Consider the following 22,936-nt stretch of genomic DNA (forward strand, 5'->3'; position numbering starts at 1 on the left):
ATTACGATTATTATAAATGCTCTATAGCAAATACAGACTCACATCTATCACTTAATGTGTAATTTTTACACATCTAGAGGTATCGCCAACATTTTTGAAGAAAAACACGCTAAGCAAAAATATAATAAGCTGCCCATATGGACAGCTCATTTACATAATTATCGTTATTGGTAGCAAGATTAAGGGGGAACTCTACAATCACAAGGGAAGCTCCTTTTTTCGCTCTATGGACCTATGCATTTTTAAATGACTGCTTAACTGAAAAAGCCAATTCCAATGGAATCAGCTTTTTTCTCGCTTTGTTGCTATTTTATTATCTCGATTTTCCCATTATTTGAATTTAGTTTAACTAAATTTTCACCTTTACCAATAACAACATTTTCTTTATATTTATTGAGAATATCGATTCCCCCATTATTACTATGAACATCAAAGGTTGTATTGGTTGGCTCCTTATCTGTTTTAATCATAATCTTCGCATTGCGACTTTTCAATTGAATATTCCGATCCAAGTCTTTTGTGACAAGGGAGATTTCTCCGTTGTTCGAGCCCCCTATCAGATTTCCCTCTACATTATTAAGTTCTACTCTTCCATTAGCAGAATTCACTTCAACCTTTTCAGATATGATATCTTTTAAGTCAATTTGGCCATTTTGTGATTCCACGTTCAGACTCTTTATGTCCAATTCAGCCATTTCTACTTTTCCATTAGCACTTTTAACGACAAACGACTTATAAGATTTCTTGGGCACATACACTTTTAAATGTAACGATTGATTATGAAAACCAATGTAAAAGGAGCGTTGTTCTTTTAATGTAACCGTAAGTTTCTTTCCTTCCACATTTGCAGAAAGATTCAGCTTAGAAGCTTTCACTTCTTTTGATACTAACTCTATATTAGTATCCGTACCTGTCGTTGGGATGATTTCAACAGTTGCATTTTGAGCGATAACATCTACATCCGTTACCTCATCTGAAATCGATTTTTTCTCTATTTTCGTTTCCTTAATTATTGATTGAGAAAATGTAAACAAGCCCCCTACTACACCGACTAATAATAGAGATAGTGCAATAATAGATAATTTTTTAATATTAATCATTTTTCAAACCACCTTTCACAAGAGAAATGTTAAAATTTAAATAACGAATAAATCCCTTAGTTAAAGCACTTGTAGCGATATACATCCCCATTGCAATAAAAAATCCAATTCCGCAAAGACCTAATGCGACGAACAAATCAAATAATAGAAAGTTGCCCCAAACCAGATTAATAAGTACGCCAAACGGGGAAAGAATGAAGGCTATCGCTGATGCCCATCCTGCAATAACAACCCCTACCAACGCGATAAAAGGTCCTAATACAATTACTAAGTTAAAAAATCCTAAACCAATAACTGCCCAAGTAGCTCGCATTACATTTACAGCAGAAGTTGTTTGCTCGACTTGATCAAGACGGTAAGATGCCGTTAGTTCCTTGGAAATTTGTTTCGGATTTCCAAGGGATGCTGAAATTTCCTGCTCCGTTTTTCCTTTTTCCATCCCAATCGCGAAATACTCTTCGTAATCTTGTAAAATATCCTGCCGTTCCTCTTGCGAAAGCTTTACTAATGAGGTATTTAATTGTTTCAAAAATTGTTCTTTATTCATTTGCCCGCTCCTTCTTTGATTAATTGATTGACTCCATTAGAAAACTCGTTCCATTCTGTCAGCAATTCGTGAAGGTATTCCCTACCTTTCTCAGTTAACTTATAATACTTACGCGGCGGCCCTTCTGTTGATTCTTGCAAATATGTCGTAAAATACTCTTCCTTGGTTAATCGTCGTAACAGTGGATAAATCGAACCTTCCGATATCTCGATTTGATCTGAAATCTCCTGAACAAGTTCATAACCATAATGGTCTTGCTTATCCAACAACACAAGAACACACAGTTCCAAGACACCTTTTTTAAATTGTACATTCAATGAACAATCACTCCTTTCTTGAGTGTTTAGGTACTATTCATTAAACAGTACCTAACAGTAAATAATACGTCCTTTGTAATAATTTACCACAGGCTATTGTTTATTGCAAGGTACCATAAAATTTTTTAAAAAACGCCCTTTTTCGGGAGATGGGCAAAAACACCCTAACAAGAATGTGTTCATTTTTGTTAGGGTGTTTTACATAACTTTATTTGTTTTTATTTAGGTACAGACCGCAAAATGGCTCAAACATGCTAAAGATGTTTGAGCCATTTTAACGCTAATTTAAATTGTGTTGTATCAAAATATTCTTAACAGGACAAAACTCAAGGGATTTTATGTTGAAATTTGCTTAACGTGGTTTATTTCCAAAATGCTGGCGGTACCCCATACCCATCAAGCTAAGGGGGACAAGAGGGTATATGTGAATGTGTTTTTTGAAATTTCTACGACTACACTAAAGATGTGTATAACAAATAAACCTATTAAATAGGTGTTTTTAAAAATATTATGCAACTTGGAAACTTTGTGACAACGTACAATCATACACAACACCTAAGATATCAAAGACTGTTTTCTTTTCGTAACGGTGAGATTTTCGTCCGTTTTTTTCTAACAGGTAAAACAAACGCAATAAAATTTTTAATAATTCATGGATGCCCTTCTGTAGTCCCTCATAAAACAAAAGATAATAATTCTTTATCATATAGATGGATTTGTATTCACTTAACTCTTTCTTTTTCTTATCTAAGAGTAACTGACGCATTTTGAACATCGTCGATGAACAGAGTAAAATACTAATGAGTTGCCCATATAAATGGCATTCTAAGCGTTCTTTCTTAATTTCTTTGCACCTGTCAATTTGAAAAAAAGATTTCCATGTTTTGAACAAAATTTCAATTTGCCAGCGTAATGAATACAAGTCATGGATATGTTCCGTTGGAACATTTTCTGTAGAAAGATTCGTAATATACACGTTGATACCACTCAACCGTTTACTTCGTTCTTTGTAGGTAATACCTTTCTTCTTTTCTTTTTTGGCTTGTTCCTTCAACCTTTTCTCTGTTTGTTCTTTTGTTAATCGATGAATAATAACACGAGCTGGTAATTTTTGATACTGTCCAATGTATGCCTCTGAAATCTCCATTGTTTGACCAGGGGACAATTGATTCATGAGTTCTTCCATATCTAACTGAATATAGAGTGACCCTTTCTTCAGGGTCCCATTTCGAAAATACTCTGGCTTATCATTCTTACGATAGATTCGAGAATTTAATTTCAAACGTGAGATATAGTAAGCTCCTTTATCATGGATATTCTGTAAGTCATGTAAGTCAAAATAGCCTAAATCTCTTATATACAAGTCTTTTGGTCGAATGGTTTGTAGGCTTGTTGAACCAAAGGTTTTATCATTTTCTCTTCCTTCTCCTACATAAACGTGCAGGAACTTCCCACTCAATAAGTCATACTCTAATTGAATTTTGACTCCTGCCGTATGGCTACTTCCACCCGAACCTTGATAATGTGAAGAAAACTTATCTGGAAGCTGAAATGTTGAAGAATCTAGAATCCGAATGTGCTTAAAGGTCGTGGTGTATTGATGAATTATTTCTTGTGTTGAATGAATTCTTTGAGTTAGAAGGTTAGCTAGAACTTGTTCAAGAAACTGTACTGCGGAAGCATTAAATCGTTGGTTAAGCCCTTCAGGGCTGATAAGAACACCTGTAGATACTTCAAGACAGCTACATAATTGTGTGAGTGATGTACTTGCAACCTGTTGGCTAAGCCATACACATAAAGCAACTAATTCCTTTGCTTGATATTTACTCTTTCGATGAACGAATCCTTTTTCTTTAGCTAAGTGTTCTAGAACATGAGGAGACATATGTCGTTGTAATTCTTCAACAATCGGTTGAAGTTCGTCAAGAATCGAAAGATCCATAAAAAACGCCATCCTTTCCTATGATTTTACAGAAAGGATACCGTCTTTTTTGCTTTATGGATAGTGCAAAATTTTAGCTTGATAGCGATGGGGCCCCGCCAACCAAATGACATAAAACCCACACTAAGACATTTTTTGGAAGTTGCAGGAGGTTCAGCCGAGATACGCGTAAAACTAGGTCATAATTTTAAAGTTCAAGATTTATAGAATATTATTCGAACATTTTGTGAAAAACAACAAAAAAACACCACAAACTACTAGGAGTAGGTATTAATTTCCTGGTGTCCATTCGAAACGCTATGTTACACTAAGGGAGCTTTCACGGTCCATTCTAAAAACAGTAATGAAATGGGGTATTTACTTGAACTTTCCACAGTTAAAAATCGGTCATATGATGCCAAAGGTTCCAATTATGCAGGGAGGTATGGGCGTAGGTATTTCATTAAGCAAACTTGCATCTGCTGTTGCAAATGCTGGAGGAATTGGAATTATATCAGGAACTGGAATTTCCATCGACGAAATGAGACTACATATAAGGACGGCGAAGGAAAAGGTACAGAATGCCGGCTATATTGGAGTAAACGTTCTTTTCGCGATGAATGATTTTGCTGAAAAAATGAAAGCGGCCATTGAAGAAAAAGTTGATTTCATCATATCAGGTGCTGGGATTTCAAGAGATATGTATACTTGGGGCAAAAAGGCCGGTATACCAGTTATTTCAATTGTTTCTTCAGCCAAGCTTGCTAAATTATCTGAACGCCTGGGTGCAGCTGCAGTTGTTGTAGAAGGTCATGAAGCCGGGGGACACCTTGGAACCGAAAGACCTTTATTCGATATATTACCTGAAGTAGTTGCAGCGGTTAAAATTCCCGTAATTGCTGCTGGAGGAATTATGACTGGAAAAGATCTTGCTCGTGCCTTAAGTATGGGGGCCTCTGGAGTACAAATGGGGACGAGATTTGTTGCAAGTGATGAGTGTGACGCCCCCTTATCATTTAAAGAAAAATATGTACATGCTCGAACGCAAGATACTATGCTGCTGAAAACAACTGTAGGTCTTCAAGGTCGTGCAATTAAGAATAACTTCACTGAACTGATAGCTGATGATAAAAAGATAAAAATAAAGAAGTGCATTAATTGCCTAAAAAATTGTTCTTATCGTTTTTGTACGCTAGATTCTTTGATAACATCAATGGATGGTGATTGTGAGAATGGTCTTGTTTTTGCTGGAGCAAGAGTGCATGAAATTAAGGAAATACTACCAGTCAAAACAATTATCAATAATATCATGACAGAATATAAAGCCTGTATTTAAGTAAGAATTAACTTCGAACCTCTTATATTCATCTGAAGAAGATATGGATACTGAATGATTCTATGATATTTTGTCTTATCCCCCTTTTCGGGGGGATGGGCAAAAACACCTAGTATAAATTTAAATTTAAGCAATCAACTACTTTAGAATTATTACGACCACTCCGAAGATAAAACATACATGCCGAAATTCCTTAACGTAGGAAAATCGGCTTTTTATTTTCCATAAAATGTATTAGCGTGGGTTTTATGTCATTTGGTTGGCGGGACCCCTACAAGTGTAGGACTAAATAGCTTTAGCAATTTCAACTAACAATCTCATAAACAACGGAATCATTTGCACCACTATATAGCCAATCCCCGCACGACTTATTAAGGAGAATCCTCGTTCCTGGCTACCTATCATAATGAATAGCCCACCGCATAACGCTACAACGGATGCAATCGGATAGGACACCGCTTTAATCAAGAATATAACCGGTTCAAATGCATTTACAATACGATTGTATAACTGTCCATCTATATAGTTTTTAATGGCCCCATCGCTTGATTGTGTATCTTTAAATACTTCGTTCACATCTGGATTATTTCCATCAGCAAAAGCGTGAGGAATATCTATAATTTGGCTGAATATAATAGCACTACCGATCACAATACTTATTCGCGCCGCCACGGGTGCGTATTTTTTTGCTTTATTTTTGAACAAGCTCCACTTTTTCTTTGCTCCATAGTTACCATCCATAAAATCTTTGATGCTCATCGTCTCAGTTGCCATATGGACCATCTCCTCAGTTTTAATGGAAGTCAGTAACCGTAAATATGTTGCAATCCAATCCCTCGCAAAGCTTCTGGAGTTGTTTTCTGCGGTATTCCGTCGTGGTGTACCAAATGAACTTAGGCGACTTTTCAAACACATTGCACTCCATTAACTTTCTATACTTCTGCATCTTTACACGGTTCGCACTCATCTTTTGCTCATGATCCACTTCTACAATGTGATAACGGCTATTATCCGTGAATAACGCATCTGCAATTATAGAAACGATACCTTTCACATTCATTTTCACTTCCTGTTTCCACGTTTTTGGGCATTCATAAGCAATGTAGATGTCATTCCTCATGATGTAGTGGCGAAATTGATTCGAGCGCTTGAGCACCTTCTTACTCCCGATACGTTCGCGCCCTTCTTTGTTGAGGTAGTAAATTTTTTCACCAAAACGGAAGCTAGATACATATTCTTCAATGTCTTTCATTACTCGTGATGCATTTCTATCCCCGCCCAAATCATGAAGTACCTGCAACTGCTTCCTAGTCAAAAATCCCAATCTCTTCAAGCTGGAGAGTATGCTTTCTAAGCGTTGTTCCTTCATGGCTAGTTTTTGCATCTTCATGCTCCTTCCTCGCTCTGATGTTGATATGAGGCTTTATGATGTTATCAATCTGCTTATTATCGATATAAACAGTCTGTAAGACCTTCTTCTCGTTCGTTTGATATATAGCCCTTCCTTTTATGTTGGGAAGACTTTCTGCACCACCCTCATCAAGCACAGCACGGCTCCCTGCTTCTGTCTGTAATCTAAAGCAAACGCGAGCACCAATGTTTTGCCGTAACTGCGATGGCAAAGCTTCGTTAGTGGGATATTGAGTGGCATATACTAAGCGGAATCCTGCTGCCCTGCCACGTCTTCCTATATCAACAATAATGTCCTTGCACTCCTGATATGGCGTCATGTCGGCTGCTTCATCCACAATCACAAAGTACCTTGTTGGATTCCCGGCTTCTTTTATATCTTCGTATCCTTTTTCTAGTAAGTGTTCGTTTCTATCATTCAGTTTGGTTTGCAATTCTCTTAGAGTCTCTAGGGCTTCTGCTGGGTTCTTCGCAATTGATTCGACTTGATTTAAGAATCGGTACCGGTTAAAAGATAAACCACCCTTCAAATCAATAAGGAATAGTTTTGTATTCTCTGTTTGATTGCGTACGAGGGATGTGATTATGAGCTTTAGTACATTCGATTTACCCATATCCGTCATGCCAGCCGAGATCATGTGTGATAGCTGGTCAAAGTCATGTTTTATAAGTCCATCCCTCGTATAACCAATCGGGACCTCCCAACCTCTACATTGATTCATCATATCTTCTTCAAATTTAACGAAATCAGGAATTCCTTTCTCATAAACTCTTATTTTAAGTAACCCATCGTAAGACAGCCCGATTTCTTTTCTAATGAGTTTTTTCTTGTTTATGATGTTTTGTATTTGTTTTAAAATATCTTTTCGCAAGCGAAGAGATTTGAAGTCTTGTAGTTTGAAATCATAAACTTTGCTCTTGTGATTTAATCCGTCCTCTAAATGCTGCATCTTTTGCTCGAAATCGGAGAAGCTAAGTCCAAGAGGGATTCTATACGCATACTCTACTCCCCACTCATTCCTTGTCTTACGAAGCAACTGCATTGTCCTGGTCTCTTTCCCTTCCTTCACCTTTAAACCGCAATTAGCACAAATCCTTTGAATCTTGGAGGCATCATTAGTTTCTCCTTTTTGATCCATTTTCGCGAAAAGAATTACACTACCAACTGCTGCAGAACTTACTAACTCAAATATCAAAGTCAAACACCACCTCTTTTTGTGTATTCTGCAAGAATAGTCCCTGAAGATTAGAAGAGATAAAAACAACTATGAATCGTTGAAAATAGTAATCTTTCGATGTCTGAATCATTATTCTGTGAGCGAATTCTATTCGGAATAGCTGAAACGAAGTTTTGAAAGGCTATCAATTTGGAACGGTAAATCGTAATTTGTTTGGTATGGTAAAAGGTATTTCATACTGCTTGCTTAACATTCCTATTTTCTGGAGGTTTTAAAAATAAAATTTTTGGACATTCTTGTACTAATGGATTAAATACAGGAGTGATCAAAATGAATTGGCTCAATTTAGGTAAAGGAAGACGGTCTAAATTAGCTCGTTTTCTAGATAAAAACGGGGTTACTCAGCAAGAGTTAGCTGAACGAAGTGGTGTAAGTAAATCTACAATAAGTCGGGTATGTCAAGGCGATGCATTTGCACCAACAATGAAGAACGCACAAAAGATTGTAAGGGCCTTAAAGAGGATTACAAATAAAGATGATATTCACTATGATGATTTTTGGATGTAGCTTCGTAAAAAAACGAGGCTATTTTTATTTTTTGATAAAAATACAGAACAAGAATTGGGCAGTCAAGGTGAAATGTTTACGGTTTTGGTGCAAAAAAAGAATAAAATACATATATTCCTAACGGAATTGTATCTTATACTGCAAGTTCAAACAATTGATGGATGAATTCTTTCTGTTTTTGGACAGACTGATCCCATAAATCAACCTGTTCTTTTTTAATCATATGCATGGCTTCTACTCCAGAAAGAATGGTTGTAGCTGTGTCAAAAGATTTGAACCCTAGCATAGAACGGACTCGCTTTTTTATAAAGCGATGATCTTGCTCTACTATGTTATTCAAGTACTTTTGTTGTCTAAGTTGCATACCGTCAGGTATGCTTTTCTCTTTTTTCAACTGTTCAATTGCTATAGGATAAGCCGGATTCTTATCGACTGTTATGACACGAGGCTGCGAAACATAAAAAGACCGCAAAGCTTTCTTGAAAAAGCGATTTGCAGCCCGTTTGTCTCTTGTTTTGCTTAGGAAAAAATCGATTGTGTTTCCTTTCGAATCAACAGCACGGTACAGATACATCCATTGCCCTTTAACTTTGATATATGTTTCATCGACTCTCCAAGAGTCATTGGTCTGCTTGAGGTGACGACGAATTCGTTTGTCCAATTCAGGACCATACTGATGAACCCAGCGCATAATCGTTGTATGAGAAATGGATAAGCCCCGTTCCTCCATCATTTCCACCAAATCACGAAAGCTGAGATTATACCGTAGGTACCATCTCACTGTAAGAAGGATAATCTCAGGCTGGTAATGCTTCTATTTGAATACATTTTCCTTTTCCATACTGATCACACACCTTTTGTAGAGTAATAGTATCAGTATATCCAATATTTATAGATTCGTTGCAATGGTCCTGAAGTTTTTGCACCAGAACCAAACCTCTCATAACACATGCACAACTGGAAAAAAATGAGTAAAGATCTATACAGAATATCATTCGATTCATGCACTTTGAGTAATCAAACATCATTTTATTCTCAAAAGAAGAATATTTGTTCTTACTATAAACCTTTTATTTTGCGTTATTTAACTATTTTTTTACATTAATTTGGTACGTGAAATTTCAAGTGTGAATTTGAAATAGAGTCACAATGCTTTGAATAAAGTTGCGACGTTTAGAACAAAGATAAGATGTTTTATCTCTTCAATCAAAGAATTCTAAATGGGGTTTGATCTGATTTTTTTATAAAACTGAAAGTTCATTTAAAAAGAAAAGGATTCAAATAGATATTTTATCAAGGAGAAATAAAATGCCGAAGAAAAAAACATTTGAAGAAGTCCAACAAGCATTTGATGCAAGAGGTTATAGCTTATTAGAAACTGAATATAAGGGGCAACTGTTTAAAATGAAGTTTGTCTGTCCCGATCACACTGACAAGGATACTGAAATTACATATAAACAACTTGCTAGAGGTGAGGGCTGTAAGTATTGTGGTATAGAAAAGGCAGCAAAAGCAGTATCCAAATCCAGAAGAAAATACTCTACCGAAGATGTAAAGAAAGCATTGATACGAAATGGTTGTGAGCTTTTAGATGTGGGAAAGGCTTATCGTAACGCCAAACAGCCAATTTACTACAGATGTAAGTGTGGGAAAGTATGTAAAACAAGTTTTCAAAACTATAAAAGAGGCTCTGGATTATGTAAAAGCTGCACTGGAAAACAAAAGCCTTTAGAATGGACTTACAAAGAAATTAGTGAAGAGTTTGAAAAAGAAGGATGCATCCTCCTGTCCAAAGAAATTCACACTTGTAAAAAACTATTTTATATATGTTCTTGTGGTAATAAGGGAGAAGTCACCCTTCCGAACTTTAGAAGTGGGAACAGATGTAAGGAATGTGCTATTAAACGATTGAGAAATAATTACGAGGATGTCAAGAGGGTGTTTAAAGAATATGGTTGTACATTACTAACAACAGAGTATAAAAGCTCAACATTTCAGAAATTAGATTACATCTGTTCTTGCGGAAATCATCATTCTATAAGATTTCTATCATTCCAGAGAGGTGAAAGATGTCCTCGATGTTCAGCTATTTCTAAAGGCGAAAAGGCAATACTGCATTTTCTTGAAATGAACAGTATTCAGCACAAGTACCAATTTATTATGAAAGAGTGTAGGAATATTAATCCTTTACCATTTGACTTCGTTGTTTTTGATGGGACAAACTCAATTAAGTGTCTTATCGAATTTGATGGAAAGCAACATTTTACTCCAATAGAAAAGTGGGGAGGGGAGGAGATGAATATTTTGAGAAAATAAAGAAGCATGACAAAATCAAAAATGAGTATTGTCATACTAACGGCATTCCTCTTTATAGGATTTCATACAAAGAACTGAGGAAGGTGAAGGCGATTCTTACAGAGATATTACTAAAGAATAATGACAAATGTATTACTAAATATCTGGCAAAAGTAGATAGTTTAACAGGTTGAAGAAAAAGATTTGAACATGTTTTTTCAATATCAAAACCAATTAATTTTGTGAATGAATACACTTAAACAAACGGGAGCTATAGTGAAATAAGAGCGTATAAAAATTCCATCTAACTCTAAAACTTAGAATCCATTTTGATCAAACTTTATTTTAATCTAACATTTAAATATTCATATCCCCCTCTTGTAATCAACTAAAACACTTTTAAAATCTCTATCTATCGTTTCAATATTACATTCATAAGATGTGACTAATTCCTCGTTTGTTTTATGGTCTTGCATACTGTAATTAATGACAGCTTTCAAGTCCTTAGCTTTTTGTATTTTTACAATAGACATTGTAATCAATCCTTAATTAATAAATTTCATATTCATCTAATATATCTTTCAGTCCAAACCAATCATCATCTGAAAAAACATTATCGAGTTTGGATAACTTAAATTTCACTTTCTGTGCAAAAATAAAAATGCTATCAGCCAATTTTATTAATTGGTTATCATCTAACTTATACAGCGTATCACCATATAAATATTGCCATACATATTCTGTTACTTCTTTATCTTGTTCAGGCGAGTTTTCTATACATTCTATGATATAAACAAAATCTTCTTTTATCTTTTCGTACACTTCTTCTAATACTAATTTTTTTGGTATCTGTATTTGATTTTCAGTTAACGATTGTATTAATTTTTCCTTTTGTTTTTTACTCAAGCTATCGCTATTAAACTTGGTTTTCAAATCAAGTAATCGGTCATATTCTGTATTCATTATTTTTATGATTTTTTTCTGATTAACTCTAAGGAAATCGATATCATTATCCGTGTAAATTCCGTCTGTATTGATCCTTCTAATTAAACTATTTATATTCTTGCCAATATAATTTATTTCTTTAGTTAAATCTCTATAAGCTTTCATATCCACTTCAAGTGTGAAATGCGCTTTTGCACTATCAATAAGAAAAGCTGAAACATTTTTATAGCCCAACTCTTCAGATTTATTTTTAATGTATTCTTTATCATTTTCGGTTAATCTCATTTGAAAATAAGTGTTAGTTCTAACCATATTTTATTTCCTCCTGATACTTAAATTTATTAGTCAATTTATCGAGCGAAGCGACAACAAATATATAAGTGATTTTGAAAAAATCGCTTATATATATTTGTAAAGGTCGTAGGAATCTCCTACCAAGTCAAAAACAACGTTTTTGGGGTTTGGCATGCCAAACCCGTAGCTTGCCCTTTGCTAAAACCTCAATATTCCCTCCTCAAAATCATACCATTTTTTCCAGTTTAATAGCATAATATGTTAAATATTTCATAAGGAAGTTGGTATGCAAATGATGACTATAGATGATAACACAAAGATCGCAATGGAAGTCGTAGCAAAAACCTTTAAATTATAGGAGCAATCCTTATTACACGTTTTAAAATCATTGGCAAAGTTACTGGAAAATAAAGAACAACCTCCAAAAGATTATATTCTTGATGAAAACATCAAATTTGGTAAACAAAAAATCAACGAGCTTATTAAAAAGCGCAAAATAAAAAGAGTACCCGTCATTAGGTACCCTTCAACAAATAAGTATGGCGCTCCAAGTTTCACCTCATATGATAACTCGTCCCACAAATTCATCATATGCTTGTCTTATTAGAATGTTCACTGGTTTAATGTGTAATTTCTATATAACAAAGAAAAAAGCACCCGTTTTGGATGCTTAAAGTATACTAATATTAATATTGAATAGCTCTATTGATAAACTTTCTAGAACAATGAATATACTAGCTGAAACTGATCTATATCCGATATTCTTTCCTGTAACATTAATAGTAATCTCCGCTAAATGGGTTTGCACATCATCTTTTTTAAAAATTTTATCTTCAATCTTTTCAATTATTGCTACATTATCTACTTCTTTAAAAGTTTTCAGAAATTTCGTTTCTAAATATATGTTTTATCTAAACAATAAACCTCTAATTACTTTGCCTTTAAAAAAGTTAGCATTTTTAGGAATAGAGTGTAAATCATTCATAAGATGTTACTTCTATTCCTAATACGGTATGTGAAATTATAAATAAACACTGATAAAAAGGTGTGATTATCACGTCACTTTTTTCCTCTTAAAATAAGTTTTCATTATTAAGAATTTTTCTCGCTCTTTTTAACGCTTCCTCTTTTTTGTCCATCACCATAAAAACACCCCTATCTACTGGTGAAATTCACCTTACTTCCTATTTCAATTACATCACATATAGCAGATATACCATTGAATGAATACTTTAAACGTAAGATATAAGATCTTGGAATTCAATGGTTACAGTATAGTTGCACTTTATAAAAGTATAATTTTATATTTTTATAAAGTTATACTTTTATAAAAAACAATCGATTTAAACTTAAACCCAGAACTTCCACCAAGGTTTCTTTTTTGCCGCCGCTATTTCTTCCTGGGCTGATACAATAGTACGTTTAGCATCTTGAATCTCTCTGACCATCTTCATAAGATTATCATCTCTTAGCTCTAACCTCTTTTCTATCCTTTCTTCACGTTCCTTGCGATCTTTCATATCTTCCTTTATTAATTTATTTCTTTCTTTAATATCCTCTTCAATTAATTTGTTCTTTTGATCTATACGATCACCCAGCCTCTTTTCCATTTCTAAAAGGTTTGCTTGCTGCACCTTATTAATTTCTTCTATCATAGCGCTATATTGTTGCTGGAATTGATACTGCATCTGATAAGGAACTGGATCTGTCCCCTGGGATTCCTCTTTCTTATTATCAATTCCAAACTGCTTCGCAATCATTTTCGCAGCTTTTTCTAAAGTCATACCATCTTGCTTACTCAACTCTACTAACTGTTCAATAAGTACAACATCAAACTCTGTATATTCCCTTCTCCCTCGACTATTCTTTCTTACATCATATCCTTCACGTTCAAGAACATCCGAATACTTTCTAAGTGTGCTACCACTTACTCCCAAACGACTATAGACTTCATTGCTGGTATATACTATCTCCGCTTCTGACATAGCGCTATGCCACCTCCTATAAGGAAAATTCCATATCAAAGGGCTAATACCTCTTAAAATTCATCGACGAAGCTCGCACGGTCTTTGCTTTCTTTTGTCGGAATATATGATAGTAACATAACCAATTCGAAATAATATATATTACGGATATAGGTAACATATATTTTACTACCACAGTTCCTCCCTAATGGTATTTACACTAGAAGAACATTGCACATAAATTGTATATATACGACTTATAAAAATTAACTTTACAATACGCTCCTTTTGAGGATTTCCACCAATACAGCATCGATGAATTTTTCATGGACATTACGGATAGTATCCATTTATTCACTCAAGATCCATACGAATTCGCTATGCAATTTAAACGTGAAATATATGACAACGACTCATTTTTTAAAATTCCTTGTCAAAAACAAGCATATATAGTGTAGAAAACATATTCTACACTATATGTTATCAAAAAGTGAGGAAACGTATATGAATTCACATCATAAGAAAGATTTCATTAATATAAGCTCACCTTATCTCCCACATATCGACTTATCGGTATTTTCGAAAGTTCAAAAACCAATAAAATCATCGCGATCCCCAAAAACTCAAAAAACAAAACAATCATTAAAAGCTCCAAAATCCCAAACGATGTGTTGCAGACAAATTGTTGAGCATAAAATCCAGTTAGCTCCTCCCGCAAAAAAAGGAACCGTCAAAGTTGATAAACAGATATTCACTACGATTGAAATGGTGTGTTCAGAAGTAGTCGTCATTATTGGATATATCCGAAAAACTGTTACTTATACAGCAGTAACTCATAACAGAGAGATTCCAAATCATAGCATTCAAGATGATGTTCCCTTCCAGTGTCTTATAGAATCAACGGACATTAAAGAAAATCATCAATTTAGCATCGTCGAGAAAAAAATAATCGGTGAAGTTTTTGCACGTGAAGCTAACTTTGGAAGTTCAAATGATTTTCGATCGTATAGACAAACCCTTGCTTTCAATTTTATAGAGAAAGATGTAATAAAAGTTTCTATAAAAATGATTACTAAGTAAATCTATATCTGTTTATCATAAATATGAAATTAGGTTATTTTAGAGACTAGATTTGCAGTTACGGATCTTTCTAACATGGAACAACTTAATTATTTGTTTAAAATTGGAAGCTTGTCCAAGATATCCTCCTATACAAGCTCTCTATCTACTTCATAATCTATAGTAGAAGCAATAGTAGCGTTCTATTTGACTTCGAAATGTACTGAGAGAATATATTTATAGAACTAAGGAGGAATACTAAATGGTTTGCCCACTTATTAATCCAACAACTTGTTGCCAAGTTGTTGTTGAGCGAACAACGCAGCTTGTACCCCCAGCACTTGCAGGTACCGTTACCTTTACACAAACTGTTGAAGCGGATATTGAAAACGTAGTCCCAGAAAAAGTTGTAATTTGCGGAGTAGTTCATAAAACGATAACTTACACTGCTGTTTTAGAAAATGGCACCCTAGTACCGGGTTTTCAAGTTTTTGATGATATCCCTTTTCAATGTGTCATTGACCGTGAAGATGCCAATGAAGGAGACCTTTTCGAGGTCACAGGTGCAGCAATTCTTGGACAAGTTTCTGCCCAAGAACAGAATTTTGGATTTATAGACGGATTACGAGTTGCTTTCAAATTCAAAGAAAAGGAGATTGTCAAAGTCTGCATTAGAAGAATACCAGTGACTGGTCTTGAAGTGGATCTTGGACTAGCATTTACAAGTGCAGATTGTAACGTTCCTGTTGTAGCACCCGGTCGTTTGTTAGTAAATGGAATAGGATTTGCAGGAATACCAGTTACGTTCACAATACAAGGTGCAGCAACTGTTTCACCAACTACAGTATTTACAGAAGCGGATGGATTCTTCCACACTACTGTTACTGCTTTTGGACCTGGAAACATAACTCTTATAGCTGCAGGTACAGTAAATGGGGTTCCTTTTTTCGGAGAAGTAACTACTATGTCACCTTGTCCATAATAAAGTGAAATTTCCATGCAAAAAAAGTACCACATGTAGGGCTATATCCAAAACTATTAGTCCTGAAACCTTAGATGGTGTAGCGAATTATTGATAAATTAAGATGAAACCATTTAATAAAAAGATTAATCAAAGTGGTTTCATCTTATTTGTATTCATAATTCAACTTAAAATTCAGAGTACACCCATTGATGAATGTACTCATTTCCAAAACTACTTCCATTTCTAACATAGCGCTACGCCACTTCCTATTAAAGAATCTCAATACATAATGGCTGATACCTTTAAGAATCCATCGACGAAGCTTGCACAGTCTTTGTAATGTTTTTTCGGTTTTAGAAACATTCATAACGCTATAGCTAAGGGCTACCACCAAGGGCTCATGTATCTGGGGCACAATTGTAGATTTGTAATAAAGTTTGATTAAATTAACGATATCAAAAGAGCGTGTTTTGAAAAAAGATTGATCAAAACATGCTCTTATTTGATATTGCAGATTAAATTATTTATAAAAAAATTTGATTATTTTTGAAACCATTGTTGCACTAAAGTACCCGTTGGCTTATTAACAAAAGATTACAACCCGCTATTTCTCCCAAAGTTCGACCAGTCGACCTTCAGGATCTTTAATCCAAATAAGCTTTCCAAATTAATGTCATAAATGCTTCCGAAACGCATTTATTTAGTATGATAAGTACTTTTTGGAGGTGACACATGTCAGAGGAAAATGAATTTGACTCACATGGAATTCTAAATAGTGCTGCATTAGACTCGAATTCGATAGGCCCTACACTGCCACCTATCCCACCATTCACGTTACCAGGTGGTCCAACCGGATCCACAGGAATAACAGGTCCTATGGGAGCAACGGGTTCTACTGGTCCAACTGGAGCGACAGGATCTACAGGACCAACGGGACCAGTACCACAATCTGCATTTAGAGCTGAAAATCCTACCTCTCAATCAATCACTGAGATATCTACAAAATTTTTGTTTCCTACACCAATATTTGATTTGAACAGTGAATATGATCCATTGAACTCTACTTTTATTCCTAAGCAATCAGGAATTTATTCTATTATAGCTAGCGTAGTACCTTTTCCTGATACTCCTACTATAGATCAGAAATTTATACTTCTTATAAACGTTAATGGTAATCCTATAGAGAGAGTTGATAATTATCGGGAAAATTTTAATGTAAATACTGTTTTAATGGGGACAACTGCTAGTACGATCTATAGGTTAAATGCTGGGGATACGGTAGAGGTTTTCGCTCTTTTTGTTGGGGATACTGGGACTACAGTATCTGGTACTAATTTAAACTTTTTTGCAGCAGCAAGATTTCCCTCTCAATAAATTATTTTATTAGCTACTCATATTTATATCAGTTCAAATGATTGATCACTCTCTAAAATCCTTTATTAGAGGTGCAGTTAGCTGGATTTTGAGAATCTATTATTCTAAAAATAGAAGCATTGGTGTGTTTGGAACAGAATTACATTTACATGGCAATGGAATTGACTTTAGTCGTATTTCGGAAAAATATGTTCCAGCTACAACTTCTGTTAGTTCAATTGATTGTTCAATAAAACTTAAACTGTATTCTATTCGTAAATGGCCAACCTTTTTTAGTTCTCTCAGTAGCTGGAATCGAAGTTGCTAGACTTGAGATTTCTCTTGAGGTAGCATTGACCTTAATAGCATTAGGAATTCCAGTTTGCTCTTAATTAACCAATTCCAAAAGAGGGCTTCTGCTCTCTTTTTTTATTTATCCTTATCTTCCCTTAACAAATAAGACCAGAAAATTCTTGAACAAAAAAAAGTGCTTTTCCTCAAAGCACTCTTCCAAAGGGATTTACCAATCCCAACGGTCATCGCGATCGAAGTCACGATCACGGTTACGTCTGCGACGACATTCATCACAATCGCAGTCAAGATCACGTCTACAACGACGATCATCAAAATCGAAGTCACGGTTACGTCTGCGACGACATTCATCACAATCGCAGTCACGGTCACGTCTACAACGACGATCATCAAAATCTCTGAAGTTCTCAAAACGACAATCATCTCTCATAAATATAAGTTCCCCCCTCATATTAAATAGAATTTATTATATTCTATGTTTAAAAGTAGAAAACAGCTTGTTTACTAGTCTATCTTCTTTATCTATTTTCATTAACAACAAACAAGACGTCACCCAGATCAAGGAAGCACCTACGATAATTGCTATTGGGGTTACCATACATGCCCATCAAGTTAACATAACAACACTTATCAGTAGTCAATCTATCTAGAAATCTATAAAAGTCCCTTCAGAAAATCTGAAGGGACTTTTATAACATTTTCCTTAACTTGATGGATATAGGATAGCGCCACATCGCTATTAAGCTAAAAAAACAAAATTCCCCTAAAATGAAAAAATCTATTCTTTCTGTATATTCCACAAAAAAATAGCTTTTTTTCGTTTTAGTTTGATGGGCGTAAGACAGTATTCCTAGCTGTGTATATCATATACTATTAAAACAAACACCTTAAGATTGTATTGTTTCAACTAACTACAACTTTTAATCAATTCTTCAGTTTTTAAAACTGTGGCAAACTCATCATCTAAAGTTGCTAGTGATACATTATGTATTTGTTCAGACACAAAAATAGGCTGTAGAGAAGACTTTCTCCACAGCCTGAGAAAACACTTCTCTTAAGATAGAGACGTGTTTTCCCTTCATTATTGATTAGAGCTAGAAGATTGTGATTTTTTTGCAGCTGATTGTGCATTTTGTTTTTTCACTGCATGCACATCCGTTTCAGTTGCAAATTCTGTACCGTAACTAGCATTTGTGCTTTGTGCACCTGAAGCTTGTGCTTTCTTTGCCTCTGCTTGTGCATTCGCTTGTTTTACTGCTTGTACATTTGTTTCAGTTGCGAATTCTGTACCATAGCTAGCATTTGTGCTTTGGATGCTAGCACCAGAAGTTTCCTTATTGTAACCTTGTTGTTTTTTGTTCATCTTTCTCACCTCCACAATCAATAATGTAACCAACCCATTTAAAAGCTATTCTTAATTTTATTTTTAAATTTCCGCATATTATTTCAATATTCATTCAGACTACATATTATAGAGATGAAATTATATACATAGGACGAGATATGACTGAACTAACCATGCTTTTAAGAAATGAATGGAAAGAAGAAATATTAATTACATATTATGAAGACGGTTATTTACTCTCTAGTTATATGACTGTTGTTGATATTGATCCGCTAAATAGCGCTGTCATATGTACCTATACTTTTTATAATAAGATGACATTACAATTTTCTAACATAATAGACGTAAAATAGAATAGATTTAAGTAATCACGTTTGGATTGCTATAAAGGAGTGTATAAAATGCAAGGGAATCGGATAAGAAAGAATTCAGCAAGAACAGTTATTCATAATGATATAAATAACTATCCCTATTTAAATATACCTATGATTATCAATGAGAAAGATGGAAAGATTTACGAAGTTTTAAGTGCCGGTTTTCATACTGATGATGCAGTAGCAATGATAACAACGGACGGTTTCGCTACAACTAGGGTAAATACACCGATCGTATCTGTAAAAAACAATGATGGTAGTATTCAAGTATACCGCTTACCTTTAGAACTGGAATATTGGGCACTTTCTTGTATGCGTGCTGCTTCAACAGAAAAAAATCCGTTCCCATGTAAAGTTGCTTTTGGAATCATTGACACTAAATTTCATGTAGAATTCAAATAGAAAAGAAGGGGTTACTCAATTTGAGCCCCTTCTTTCTTCAGTTATATAAACATCAATTCTCTCCTTTGTTTATCTTCAGGCTTATAAATTTAGCGCACTCTAAGAGCAATATAAGGCTTCATTCCCCAAGTAGTAGATACTGTATTACCACATAACATATTTCTACCAGAATATCTTATTGCCCCTGCTTTAAAGTCAAATGTATCAAATTGTTTAAAGGTTTCTAATGGACTTTTCCCTTGAATTGCTCGTCTAATAACATCTGCAGCTATTTCATTAGCTACTCTCCTCATCTCAGCCGTGAACTTGTGTTGTTCATCAGTTTGTAATGATGAAATAGTATGATTTACTAAGTTATTTATCCAGTACAAGAAGGCACTTGGATTAGCACTAAATACAAATACTCCCTGTAATACATCTTTTTCTGCAATGTCATTTGCCCAAGCTGTAACCCAACCGCCATTTTCAATTTTGAGTTCTAAGTCAAACTTATTTGTCAAGTATCCAGTGTGACCGTGACACACAGGAGGATGATGCACTGCATGATCTATCTCATGCCCTAAATGTTCTAATCCACTGCTCAGCAAACTCATTCGTTCCAATTCAGAATTATGAATATCATGTATTGACGTTCCAGTGCATTCATAATTCCAATTACCATAATGACACTCTGGATAAGATAATGGATACAAAGGGGGAAATCTAGATAAATATTGTGGAGAGTAATTACTAAATTGACCACATGGAATTATATATGAGCCATATGTTTTAATTAGCATGATAATTCCTCCTATAATTCTATTTTTGAAAGCAATATATGGTAACCAAGGTTAGTTAGGTACTTGTCTAAATTTAAATGGGGATAAATTGGGGGACTTACTAAAAGGAGAATTTGATAATAATGGACCAAATTTCGAATATGAGACAGTTTTCTATTTTTTCACGTCAAAAATAGACTGGCCCATCCAGTTTCAGCATACACATTTCTCTAACGAATTTAATCCAGGAAGGGGAGGAACAACAAGTTTCTCTTTTTGATAACGTAACGCAGTAAGAACAAGAAATGAATTTAGCGAAAGTAATGGATGGAATACACAAAAGTCTTGGAAAACCAGCATTTGACGTAGGACTTCCTACACGCATAGCGCCACAGCTAGATACAGAAACACGTTTATAGGATTAGCATCAAGAGGAGCTGAAGCCGAAATATTTTCCTTTGATCAGAAATAAAAAAACAAAAGTTATATATTAAACTTTTAGTTTTTTATTGAATAATTTAGGAACTAAACTGAAACTCTTGAATAATATGTAATCAGGAAAAACAGTTTTGGAAACAAAATTACCTTTCCATCGGGGCCATCCGAAGGGAAGACCGATGTCTTCCCACCCTACATAAGAAGATCACCTTAGGGTGGTCTTTTTGGTTCTGGTTCAAAAATCATTTAATAACATGCCTATCAGGTTAAGAATACAAATCACCCCCAATACGAAAAAAATGAGCTGAATGGTCATAAATAATTGTAGTGGGATAAATTTTTTCATTTAGTGGGTACTTCATAACTTTAGATTGATAACGATGAGATCAATCCATCAGAAATAAAAAACAAAAGTTATATATTAAACTTTTAGTTTTTTATTGAATAATTTAGGAACTAAACTGAAACTCTTGCATACTATGTAATTAGGAAAAACAGTTTTGGAAACAAAACGCCCTTTCCATCGGGGCAACCCGAAGGGAAGACCGATGTCTTCCCGCCCTACATAAGAAGATCACCTTAGGGCGGTCTTTTTGGTTCTGGTTCAAAAATCATTTTATAGGGATATAAATCCTAAACAGTCTGTGTAATTACAAATTATGATGCAATTCCAAACAACTTATGTATGAACTTTACCTCATTTTATACAGACTTCACCTGTCGGTGAAGTTGTCTTTTTTTCAGTATGAATCTTGGTCATAGAGCACCATAAATAGTGCTCTTTTTATTTAATTATAAATTTAATAAAGTTCTTATGAATAGAGCAATCTATATCTAAAAGGGGTAATTATGAAAATTTTAAATATATTGCTCTTTCAATTGGATAGATTGCATTATTCGTGGTGGGCTATATTTTTCTTTAAATACATATGCCTTATGAATAAAATTCAATATTCCGTCAACACTACAGATAACATGGTAATCCTTTCTCCGATTTCCTTGCTTAAGCAGTTAACTTTTGTTAGCTGCTCTTTAATTTGTAAAAAGAGCACTCATCCAAAAACACCTACATATAACGCTATGACTTCCTTTTTCAATTCAATCAATATTTTCTCCCTAAGAGAAAATCTCCCATCATTCTCTCCCTAAATAATTTTATATTATTATAGTGAGCTCAAAAATATTGAGCTATTATGCAGTAACTCCCGGGAATCTGGGAATTTTGATACATTATAATAATTGTATTTAGAAATTTTATTTATACCTTTTAATTGTTCGTTTTTTAATTCTAGCTCACTTATGTTTCTTTATAACTCTTGTATGGTGTTAATGGCCAGAAATGCTATATCCGGAGATTCTTTTTCATATTCCTCCCGAGTCATTAACTCACCTTTTCACTCGAAAATTTTTGAAATAAGCATAGCATAATCATGAATTTCATTGTTTGTTAACTTAGATTCTCTAGCCAGTTCAGCTAGTTCTAAAGGGTTTACTCTACAAGATTTATATTCTATTTTAATATCTTTATAAACTCTCGAAATTGTTTATGCTCTAATTTCAAGTTTTTTATTGTATTCAGTTTTTAATTCAATAATTTCTTCATGAGGAATCCAATTTTTAGAACAGAAAATGTAAAATCTAGATTCACATCGTTTTAATTCATCTTTGCAGTAGCCAATTTCGACCTTTTTTTATGAAAATTAGGAGTCTGGAAAAGAGTATGTAATAATTAACATTAAATAAACAATATATTATGATATAACCTCAAAGAGCTACTACATAATTTATTTAGATTGGAAAATTAAAACCTTATCTACCCGCCTTATGGCGCCTTTTCTTTTTTAAAAGGACCTGCTCAATTACTCTATAAAAACATAAAGTAAAATGAATCCATTAAAATACTTGAGTGACCCCTTGTTTTACCCTCTTACCAAAAGGAGGAACTATTATGGGATTTGGTGGTAGTTGTGGCTGCGGCTTTTCTGGTGGCTTTGCTTTATTAGTTGTATTATTTATTTTATTAATCATAGTTGGAGCTGCTTGCTTCTGCTAAAAAA

Annotated in this window: 24 protein-coding genes and 4 pseudogenes; 13 read left to right on the top strand and 15 right to left on the bottom strand. The window is 34.4% G+C overall.

Annotated features, from left to right (window positions below):
- Nucleotides 1-305: 305 nt before the first annotated feature.
- The 4 genes from ACFVQC_RS29020 to ACFVQC_RS29035 form a co-directional block, all read right to left on the bottom strand.
- Nucleotides 306-1,100 carry a DUF4097 family beta strand repeat-containing protein gene (locus tag ACFVQC_RS29020; RefSeq protein ID WP_377899989.1) on the bottom strand — a complete coding sequence of 265 codons (795 nt, stop codon included), beginning with the start codon at nucleotides 1,098-1,100 and terminating at the stop codon, nucleotides 306-308.
- On the bottom strand, nucleotides 1,093-1,647 hold the full coding sequence (locus ACFVQC_RS29025) for an HAAS signaling domain-containing protein (RefSeq protein WP_002016723.1): 555 nt from the start codon (nucleotides 1,645-1,647) through the stop codon (nucleotides 1,093-1,095). Before ACFVQC_RS29025 ends, ACFVQC_RS29020 begins: the two co-directional genes overlap by 8 nt.
- Nucleotides 1,644-1,964 (bottom strand): PadR family transcriptional regulator, encoded by a 321-nt coding sequence (locus tag ACFVQC_RS29030; protein WP_377899990.1) that lies wholly within the window; start codon nucleotides 1,962-1,964, stop codon nucleotides 1,644-1,646. Before ACFVQC_RS29030 ends, ACFVQC_RS29025 begins: the two co-directional genes overlap by 4 nt.
- A 508-nt stretch (nucleotides 1,965-2,472) precedes the next feature.
- On the bottom strand, nucleotides 2,473-3,906 hold the full coding sequence (locus tag ACFVQC_RS29035) for an IS4 family transposase (protein ID WP_377899991.1): 1,434 nt from the start codon (nucleotides 3,904-3,906) through the stop codon (nucleotides 2,473-2,475).
- Nucleotides 3,907-4,249: 343 nt separating this feature from the next.
- Between ACFVQC_RS29035 and ACFVQC_RS29040 the strand changes: the two genes are divergently transcribed.
- A complete protein-coding gene (locus tag ACFVQC_RS29040; protein WP_377899994.1) occupies nucleotides 4,250-5,221 on the top strand; it encodes an NAD(P)H-dependent flavin oxidoreductase in 972 nt (323 codons plus the stop codon).
- A 285-nt stretch (nucleotides 5,222-5,506) separates the two neighbouring features.
- On the opposite strand, the gene ACFVQC_RS29045 is transcribed toward ACFVQC_RS29040, so the two are convergent.
- Genes ACFVQC_RS29045 through ACFVQC_RS29055 form a run of 3 tightly spaced genes read right to left on the bottom strand, consistent with a single transcriptional unit; the run spans nucleotide 5,507 to nucleotide 7,827 of the window.
- Nucleotides 5,507-5,995: a hypothetical protein gene (locus ACFVQC_RS29045; RefSeq protein ID WP_377899996.1), complete on the bottom strand. Its 489-nt coding sequence runs from the start codon at nucleotides 5,993-5,995 to the stop codon at nucleotides 5,507-5,509.
- A gap of 19 nt (nucleotides 5,996-6,014) precedes the next feature.
- Nucleotides 6,015-6,590, bottom strand: coding sequence for a replication-relaxation family protein (locus ACFVQC_RS29050; RefSeq protein WP_377900020.1), 576 nt, complete (start codon nucleotides 6,588-6,590; stop codon nucleotides 6,015-6,017).
- Nucleotides 6,529-7,827, bottom strand: coding sequence for an FtsK/SpoIIIE domain-containing protein (locus tag ACFVQC_RS29055; protein WP_377899997.1), 1,299 nt, complete (start codon nucleotides 7,825-7,827; stop codon nucleotides 6,529-6,531). Before ACFVQC_RS29055 ends, ACFVQC_RS29050 begins: the two co-directional genes overlap by 62 nt.
- Nucleotides 7,828-8,139: 312 nt before the next feature.
- Between ACFVQC_RS29055 and ACFVQC_RS29060 the strand changes: the two genes are divergently transcribed.
- The gene (locus tag ACFVQC_RS29060; protein ID WP_377893723.1) at nucleotides 8,140-8,376 is read left to right on the top strand and encodes a helix-turn-helix domain-containing protein; all 237 of its coding nucleotides are present in this window, start codon (nucleotides 8,140-8,142) and stop codon (nucleotides 8,374-8,376) included.
- Nucleotides 8,377-8,509: 133 nt separating this feature from the next.
- Here ACFVQC_RS29060 and ACFVQC_RS29065 read toward each other — a convergent pair whose 3' ends face one another.
- A complete protein-coding gene (locus ACFVQC_RS29065) occupies nucleotides 8,510-9,172 on the bottom strand; it encodes an IS6 family transposase (RefSeq protein ID WP_377900022.1) in 663 nt (220 codons plus the stop codon).
- A gap of 512 nt (nucleotides 9,173-9,684) precedes the next feature.
- Here ACFVQC_RS29065 and ACFVQC_RS29070 point away from each other — a divergent pair.
- Nucleotides 9,685-10,692 (top strand): hypothetical protein, encoded by a 1,008-nt coding sequence (locus ACFVQC_RS29070; RefSeq protein WP_377900000.1) that lies wholly within the window; start codon nucleotides 9,685-9,687, stop codon nucleotides 10,690-10,692.
- A 359-nt stretch (nucleotides 10,693-11,051) separates the two neighbouring features.
- On the opposite strand, the pseudogene ACFVQC_RS29075 reads toward ACFVQC_RS29070, so the two are convergent.
- The 4 genes and pseudogenes from ACFVQC_RS29075 to ACFVQC_RS29090 all read right to left on the bottom strand — a co-directional run.
- Nucleotides 11,052-11,204, bottom strand: a pseudogene (locus ACFVQC_RS29075) (relaxase/mobilization nuclease domain-containing protein); the annotation flags it as partial.
- Nucleotides 11,205-11,220: 16 nt separating this feature from the next.
- The gene (locus ACFVQC_RS29080) at nucleotides 11,221-11,928 is read right to left on the bottom strand and encodes a plasmid mobilization protein (protein ID WP_377900002.1); all 708 of its coding nucleotides are present in this window, start codon (nucleotides 11,926-11,928) and stop codon (nucleotides 11,221-11,223) included.
- Nucleotides 11,929-12,580: 652 nt separating this feature from the next.
- Complete coding sequence (locus ACFVQC_RS29085) at nucleotides 12,581-12,814, bottom strand: hypothetical protein (RefSeq protein WP_377900023.1); 234 nt, start codon at nucleotides 12,812-12,814, stop codon at nucleotides 12,581-12,583.
- 445 nt (nucleotides 12,815-13,259) lie between these two features.
- The gene (locus tag ACFVQC_RS29090) at nucleotides 13,260-13,895 is read right to left on the bottom strand and encodes a DUF3967 domain-containing protein (protein ID WP_377900004.1); all 636 of its coding nucleotides are present in this window, start codon (nucleotides 13,893-13,895) and stop codon (nucleotides 13,260-13,262) included.
- Between the two features lie 242 nt (nucleotides 13,896-14,137).
- Between ACFVQC_RS29090 and ACFVQC_RS29095 the strand changes: the two are divergent.
- The 6 genes and pseudogenes from ACFVQC_RS29095 to ACFVQC_RS29115 all read left to right on the top strand — a co-directional run.
- Nucleotides 14,138-14,284: pseudogene (locus tag ACFVQC_RS29095) on the top strand (Y-family DNA polymerase); the annotation flags it as partial.
- A 94-nt stretch (nucleotides 14,285-14,378) separates the two neighbouring features.
- Nucleotides 14,379-14,954, top strand: coding sequence for a hypothetical protein (locus tag ACFVQC_RS29100; protein ID WP_002151841.1), 576 nt, complete (start codon nucleotides 14,379-14,381; stop codon nucleotides 14,952-14,954).
- A 241-nt stretch (nucleotides 14,955-15,195) separates the two neighbouring features.
- A complete protein-coding gene (locus ACFVQC_RS29105; protein WP_377900005.1) occupies nucleotides 15,196-15,915 on the top strand; it encodes a hypothetical protein in 720 nt (239 codons plus the stop codon).
- Nucleotides 15,916-16,629: 714 nt separating this feature from the next.
- Nucleotides 16,630-17,271 carry a collagen-like triple helix repeat-containing protein gene (locus ACFVQC_RS29110; protein WP_377900006.1) on the top strand — a complete coding sequence of 214 codons (642 nt, stop codon included), beginning with the start codon at nucleotides 16,630-16,632 and terminating at the stop codon, nucleotides 17,269-17,271.
- A 112-nt stretch (nucleotides 17,272-17,383) separates the two neighbouring features.
- Nucleotides 17,384-17,533: pseudogene (locus ACFVQC_RS30275) on the top strand (Y-family DNA polymerase); the annotation flags it as partial.
- Nucleotides 17,517-17,642, top strand: a complete 126-nt coding sequence (locus tag ACFVQC_RS29115; RefSeq protein ID WP_097833063.1) for a DUF3956 family protein — start codon at nucleotides 17,517-17,519, stop codon at nucleotides 17,640-17,642. The pseudogene ACFVQC_RS30275 and the gene ACFVQC_RS29115, both read left to right, overlap by 17 nt.
- Before the next feature lie 37 nt (nucleotides 17,643-17,679).
- Here the strand turns inward: ACFVQC_RS29115 and ACFVQC_RS29120 are convergent, their stop codons facing one another.
- Nucleotides 17,680-17,952: a hypothetical protein gene (locus ACFVQC_RS29120; protein WP_377900007.1), complete on the bottom strand. Its 273-nt coding sequence runs from the start codon at nucleotides 17,950-17,952 to the stop codon at nucleotides 17,680-17,682.
- A gap of 691 nt (nucleotides 17,953-18,643) precedes the next feature.
- Nucleotides 18,644-18,925: a gamma-type small acid-soluble spore protein gene (locus ACFVQC_RS29125; RefSeq protein WP_377900009.1), complete on the bottom strand. Its 282-nt coding sequence runs from the start codon at nucleotides 18,923-18,925 to the stop codon at nucleotides 18,644-18,646.
- 140 nt (nucleotides 18,926-19,065) lie between these two features.
- On the opposite strand from ACFVQC_RS29125, the gene ACFVQC_RS29130 reads away from it, so the two are divergent.
- Nucleotides 19,066-19,260, top strand: coding sequence for a YolD-like family protein (locus ACFVQC_RS29130; protein WP_002151833.1), 195 nt, complete (start codon nucleotides 19,066-19,068; stop codon nucleotides 19,258-19,260).
- Between the two features lie 48 nt (nucleotides 19,261-19,308).
- Nucleotides 19,309-19,683, top strand: a complete 375-nt coding sequence (locus ACFVQC_RS29135) for a hypothetical protein (RefSeq protein ID WP_377900010.1) — start codon at nucleotides 19,309-19,311, stop codon at nucleotides 19,681-19,683.
- A gap of 89 nt (nucleotides 19,684-19,772) precedes the next feature.
- Here the strand turns inward: ACFVQC_RS29135 and ACFVQC_RS29140 are convergent, their stop codons facing one another.
- On the bottom strand, nucleotides 19,773-20,462 hold the full coding sequence (locus tag ACFVQC_RS29140) for a hypothetical protein (protein ID WP_377900011.1): 690 nt from the start codon (nucleotides 20,460-20,462) through the stop codon (nucleotides 19,773-19,775).
- A 176-nt stretch (nucleotides 20,463-20,638) separates the two neighbouring features.
- Here ACFVQC_RS29140 and ACFVQC_RS29145 point away from each other — a divergent pair.
- Nucleotides 20,639-20,913: pseudogene (locus tag ACFVQC_RS29145) on the top strand (hypothetical protein); the annotation flags it as partial.
- A 1,914-nt stretch (nucleotides 20,914-22,827) separates the two neighbouring features.
- Nucleotides 22,828-22,932 (top strand): YjcZ family sporulation protein, encoded by a 105-nt coding sequence (locus ACFVQC_RS29150; RefSeq protein ID WP_081806744.1) that lies wholly within the window; start codon nucleotides 22,828-22,830, stop codon nucleotides 22,930-22,932.
- The last annotated feature ends 4 nt before the right edge of the window (nucleotides 22,933-22,936 follow it).

Origin of the sequence: Bacillus sp. NPDC057893 (assembly GCF_042796455.1) — a bacterium.
Classification (GTDB): domain Bacteria; phylum Bacillota; class Bacilli; order Bacillales; family Bacillaceae_G; genus Bacillus_A.

Bases quoted from the DNA above. Each gene is read 5' to 3' on its own strand.
- ACFVQC_RS29020 (WP_377899989.1), bottom strand. From the start codon at position 1,100: ATGATTAATATTAAAAAATTATCTATTATTGCACTATCTCTATTATTA.
- ACFVQC_RS29025 (WP_002016723.1), bottom strand. From the start codon at position 1,647: ATGAATAAAGAACAATTTTTGAAACAATTAAATACCTCATTAGTAAAG.
- ACFVQC_RS29035 (WP_377899991.1), bottom strand. From the start codon at position 3,906: ATGGATCTTTCGATTCTTGACGAACTTCAACCGATTGTTGAAGAATTA.
- ACFVQC_RS29040 (WP_377899994.1), top strand. From the start codon at position 4,250: ATGAAATGGGGTATTTACTTGAACTTTCCACAGTTAAAAATCGGTCAT.
- ACFVQC_RS29045 (WP_377899996.1), bottom strand. From the start codon at position 5,995: ATGGCAACTGAGACGATGAGCATCAAAGATTTTATGGATGGTAACTAT.
- ACFVQC_RS29050 (WP_377900020.1), bottom strand. From the start codon at position 6,590: ATGAAGGAACAACGCTTAGAAAGCATACTCTCCAGCTTGAAGAGATTG.
- ACFVQC_RS29060 (WP_377893723.1), top strand. From the start codon at position 8,140: ATGAATTGGCTCAATTTAGGTAAAGGAAGACGGTCTAAATTAGCTCGT.
- ACFVQC_RS29070 (WP_377900000.1), top strand. From the start codon at position 9,685: ATGCCGAAGAAAAAAACATTTGAAGAAGTCCAACAAGCATTTGATGCA.
- ACFVQC_RS29080 (WP_377900002.1), bottom strand. From the start codon at position 11,928: ATGGTTAGAACTAACACTTATTTTCAAATGAGATTAACCGAAAATGAT.
- ACFVQC_RS29090 (WP_377900004.1), bottom strand. From the start codon at position 13,895: ATGTCAGAAGCGGAGATAGTATATACCAGCAATGAAGTCTATAGTCGT.
- ACFVQC_RS29100 (WP_002151841.1), top strand. From the start codon at position 14,379: ATGAATTCACATCATAAGAAAGATTTCATTAATATAAGCTCACCTTAT.
- ACFVQC_RS29105 (WP_377900005.1), top strand. From the start codon at position 15,196: ATGGTTTGCCCACTTATTAATCCAACAACTTGTTGCCAAGTTGTTGTT.
- ACFVQC_RS29110 (WP_377900006.1), top strand. From the start codon at position 16,630: ATGTCAGAGGAAAATGAATTTGACTCACATGGAATTCTAAATAGTGCT.
- ACFVQC_RS29120 (WP_377900007.1), bottom strand. From the start codon at position 17,952: ATGATCGTCGTTGTAGACGTGACCGTGACTGCGATTGTGATGAATGTC.
- ACFVQC_RS29125 (WP_377900009.1), bottom strand. From the start codon at position 18,925: ATGAACAAAAAACAACAAGGTTACAATAAGGAAACTTCTGGTGCTAGC.
- ACFVQC_RS29130 (WP_002151833.1), top strand. From the start codon at position 19,066: ATGACTGAACTAACCATGCTTTTAAGAAATGAATGGAAAGAAGAAATA.
- ACFVQC_RS29135 (WP_377900010.1), top strand. From the start codon at position 19,309: ATGCAAGGGAATCGGATAAGAAAGAATTCAGCAAGAACAGTTATTCAT.
- ACFVQC_RS29140 (WP_377900011.1), bottom strand. From the start codon at position 20,462: ATGCTAATTAAAACATATGGCTCATATATAATTCCATGTGGTCAATTT.
- ACFVQC_RS29150 (WP_081806744.1), top strand. From the start codon at position 22,828: ATGGGATTTGGTGGTAGTTGTGGCTGCGGCTTTTCTGGTGGCTTTGCT.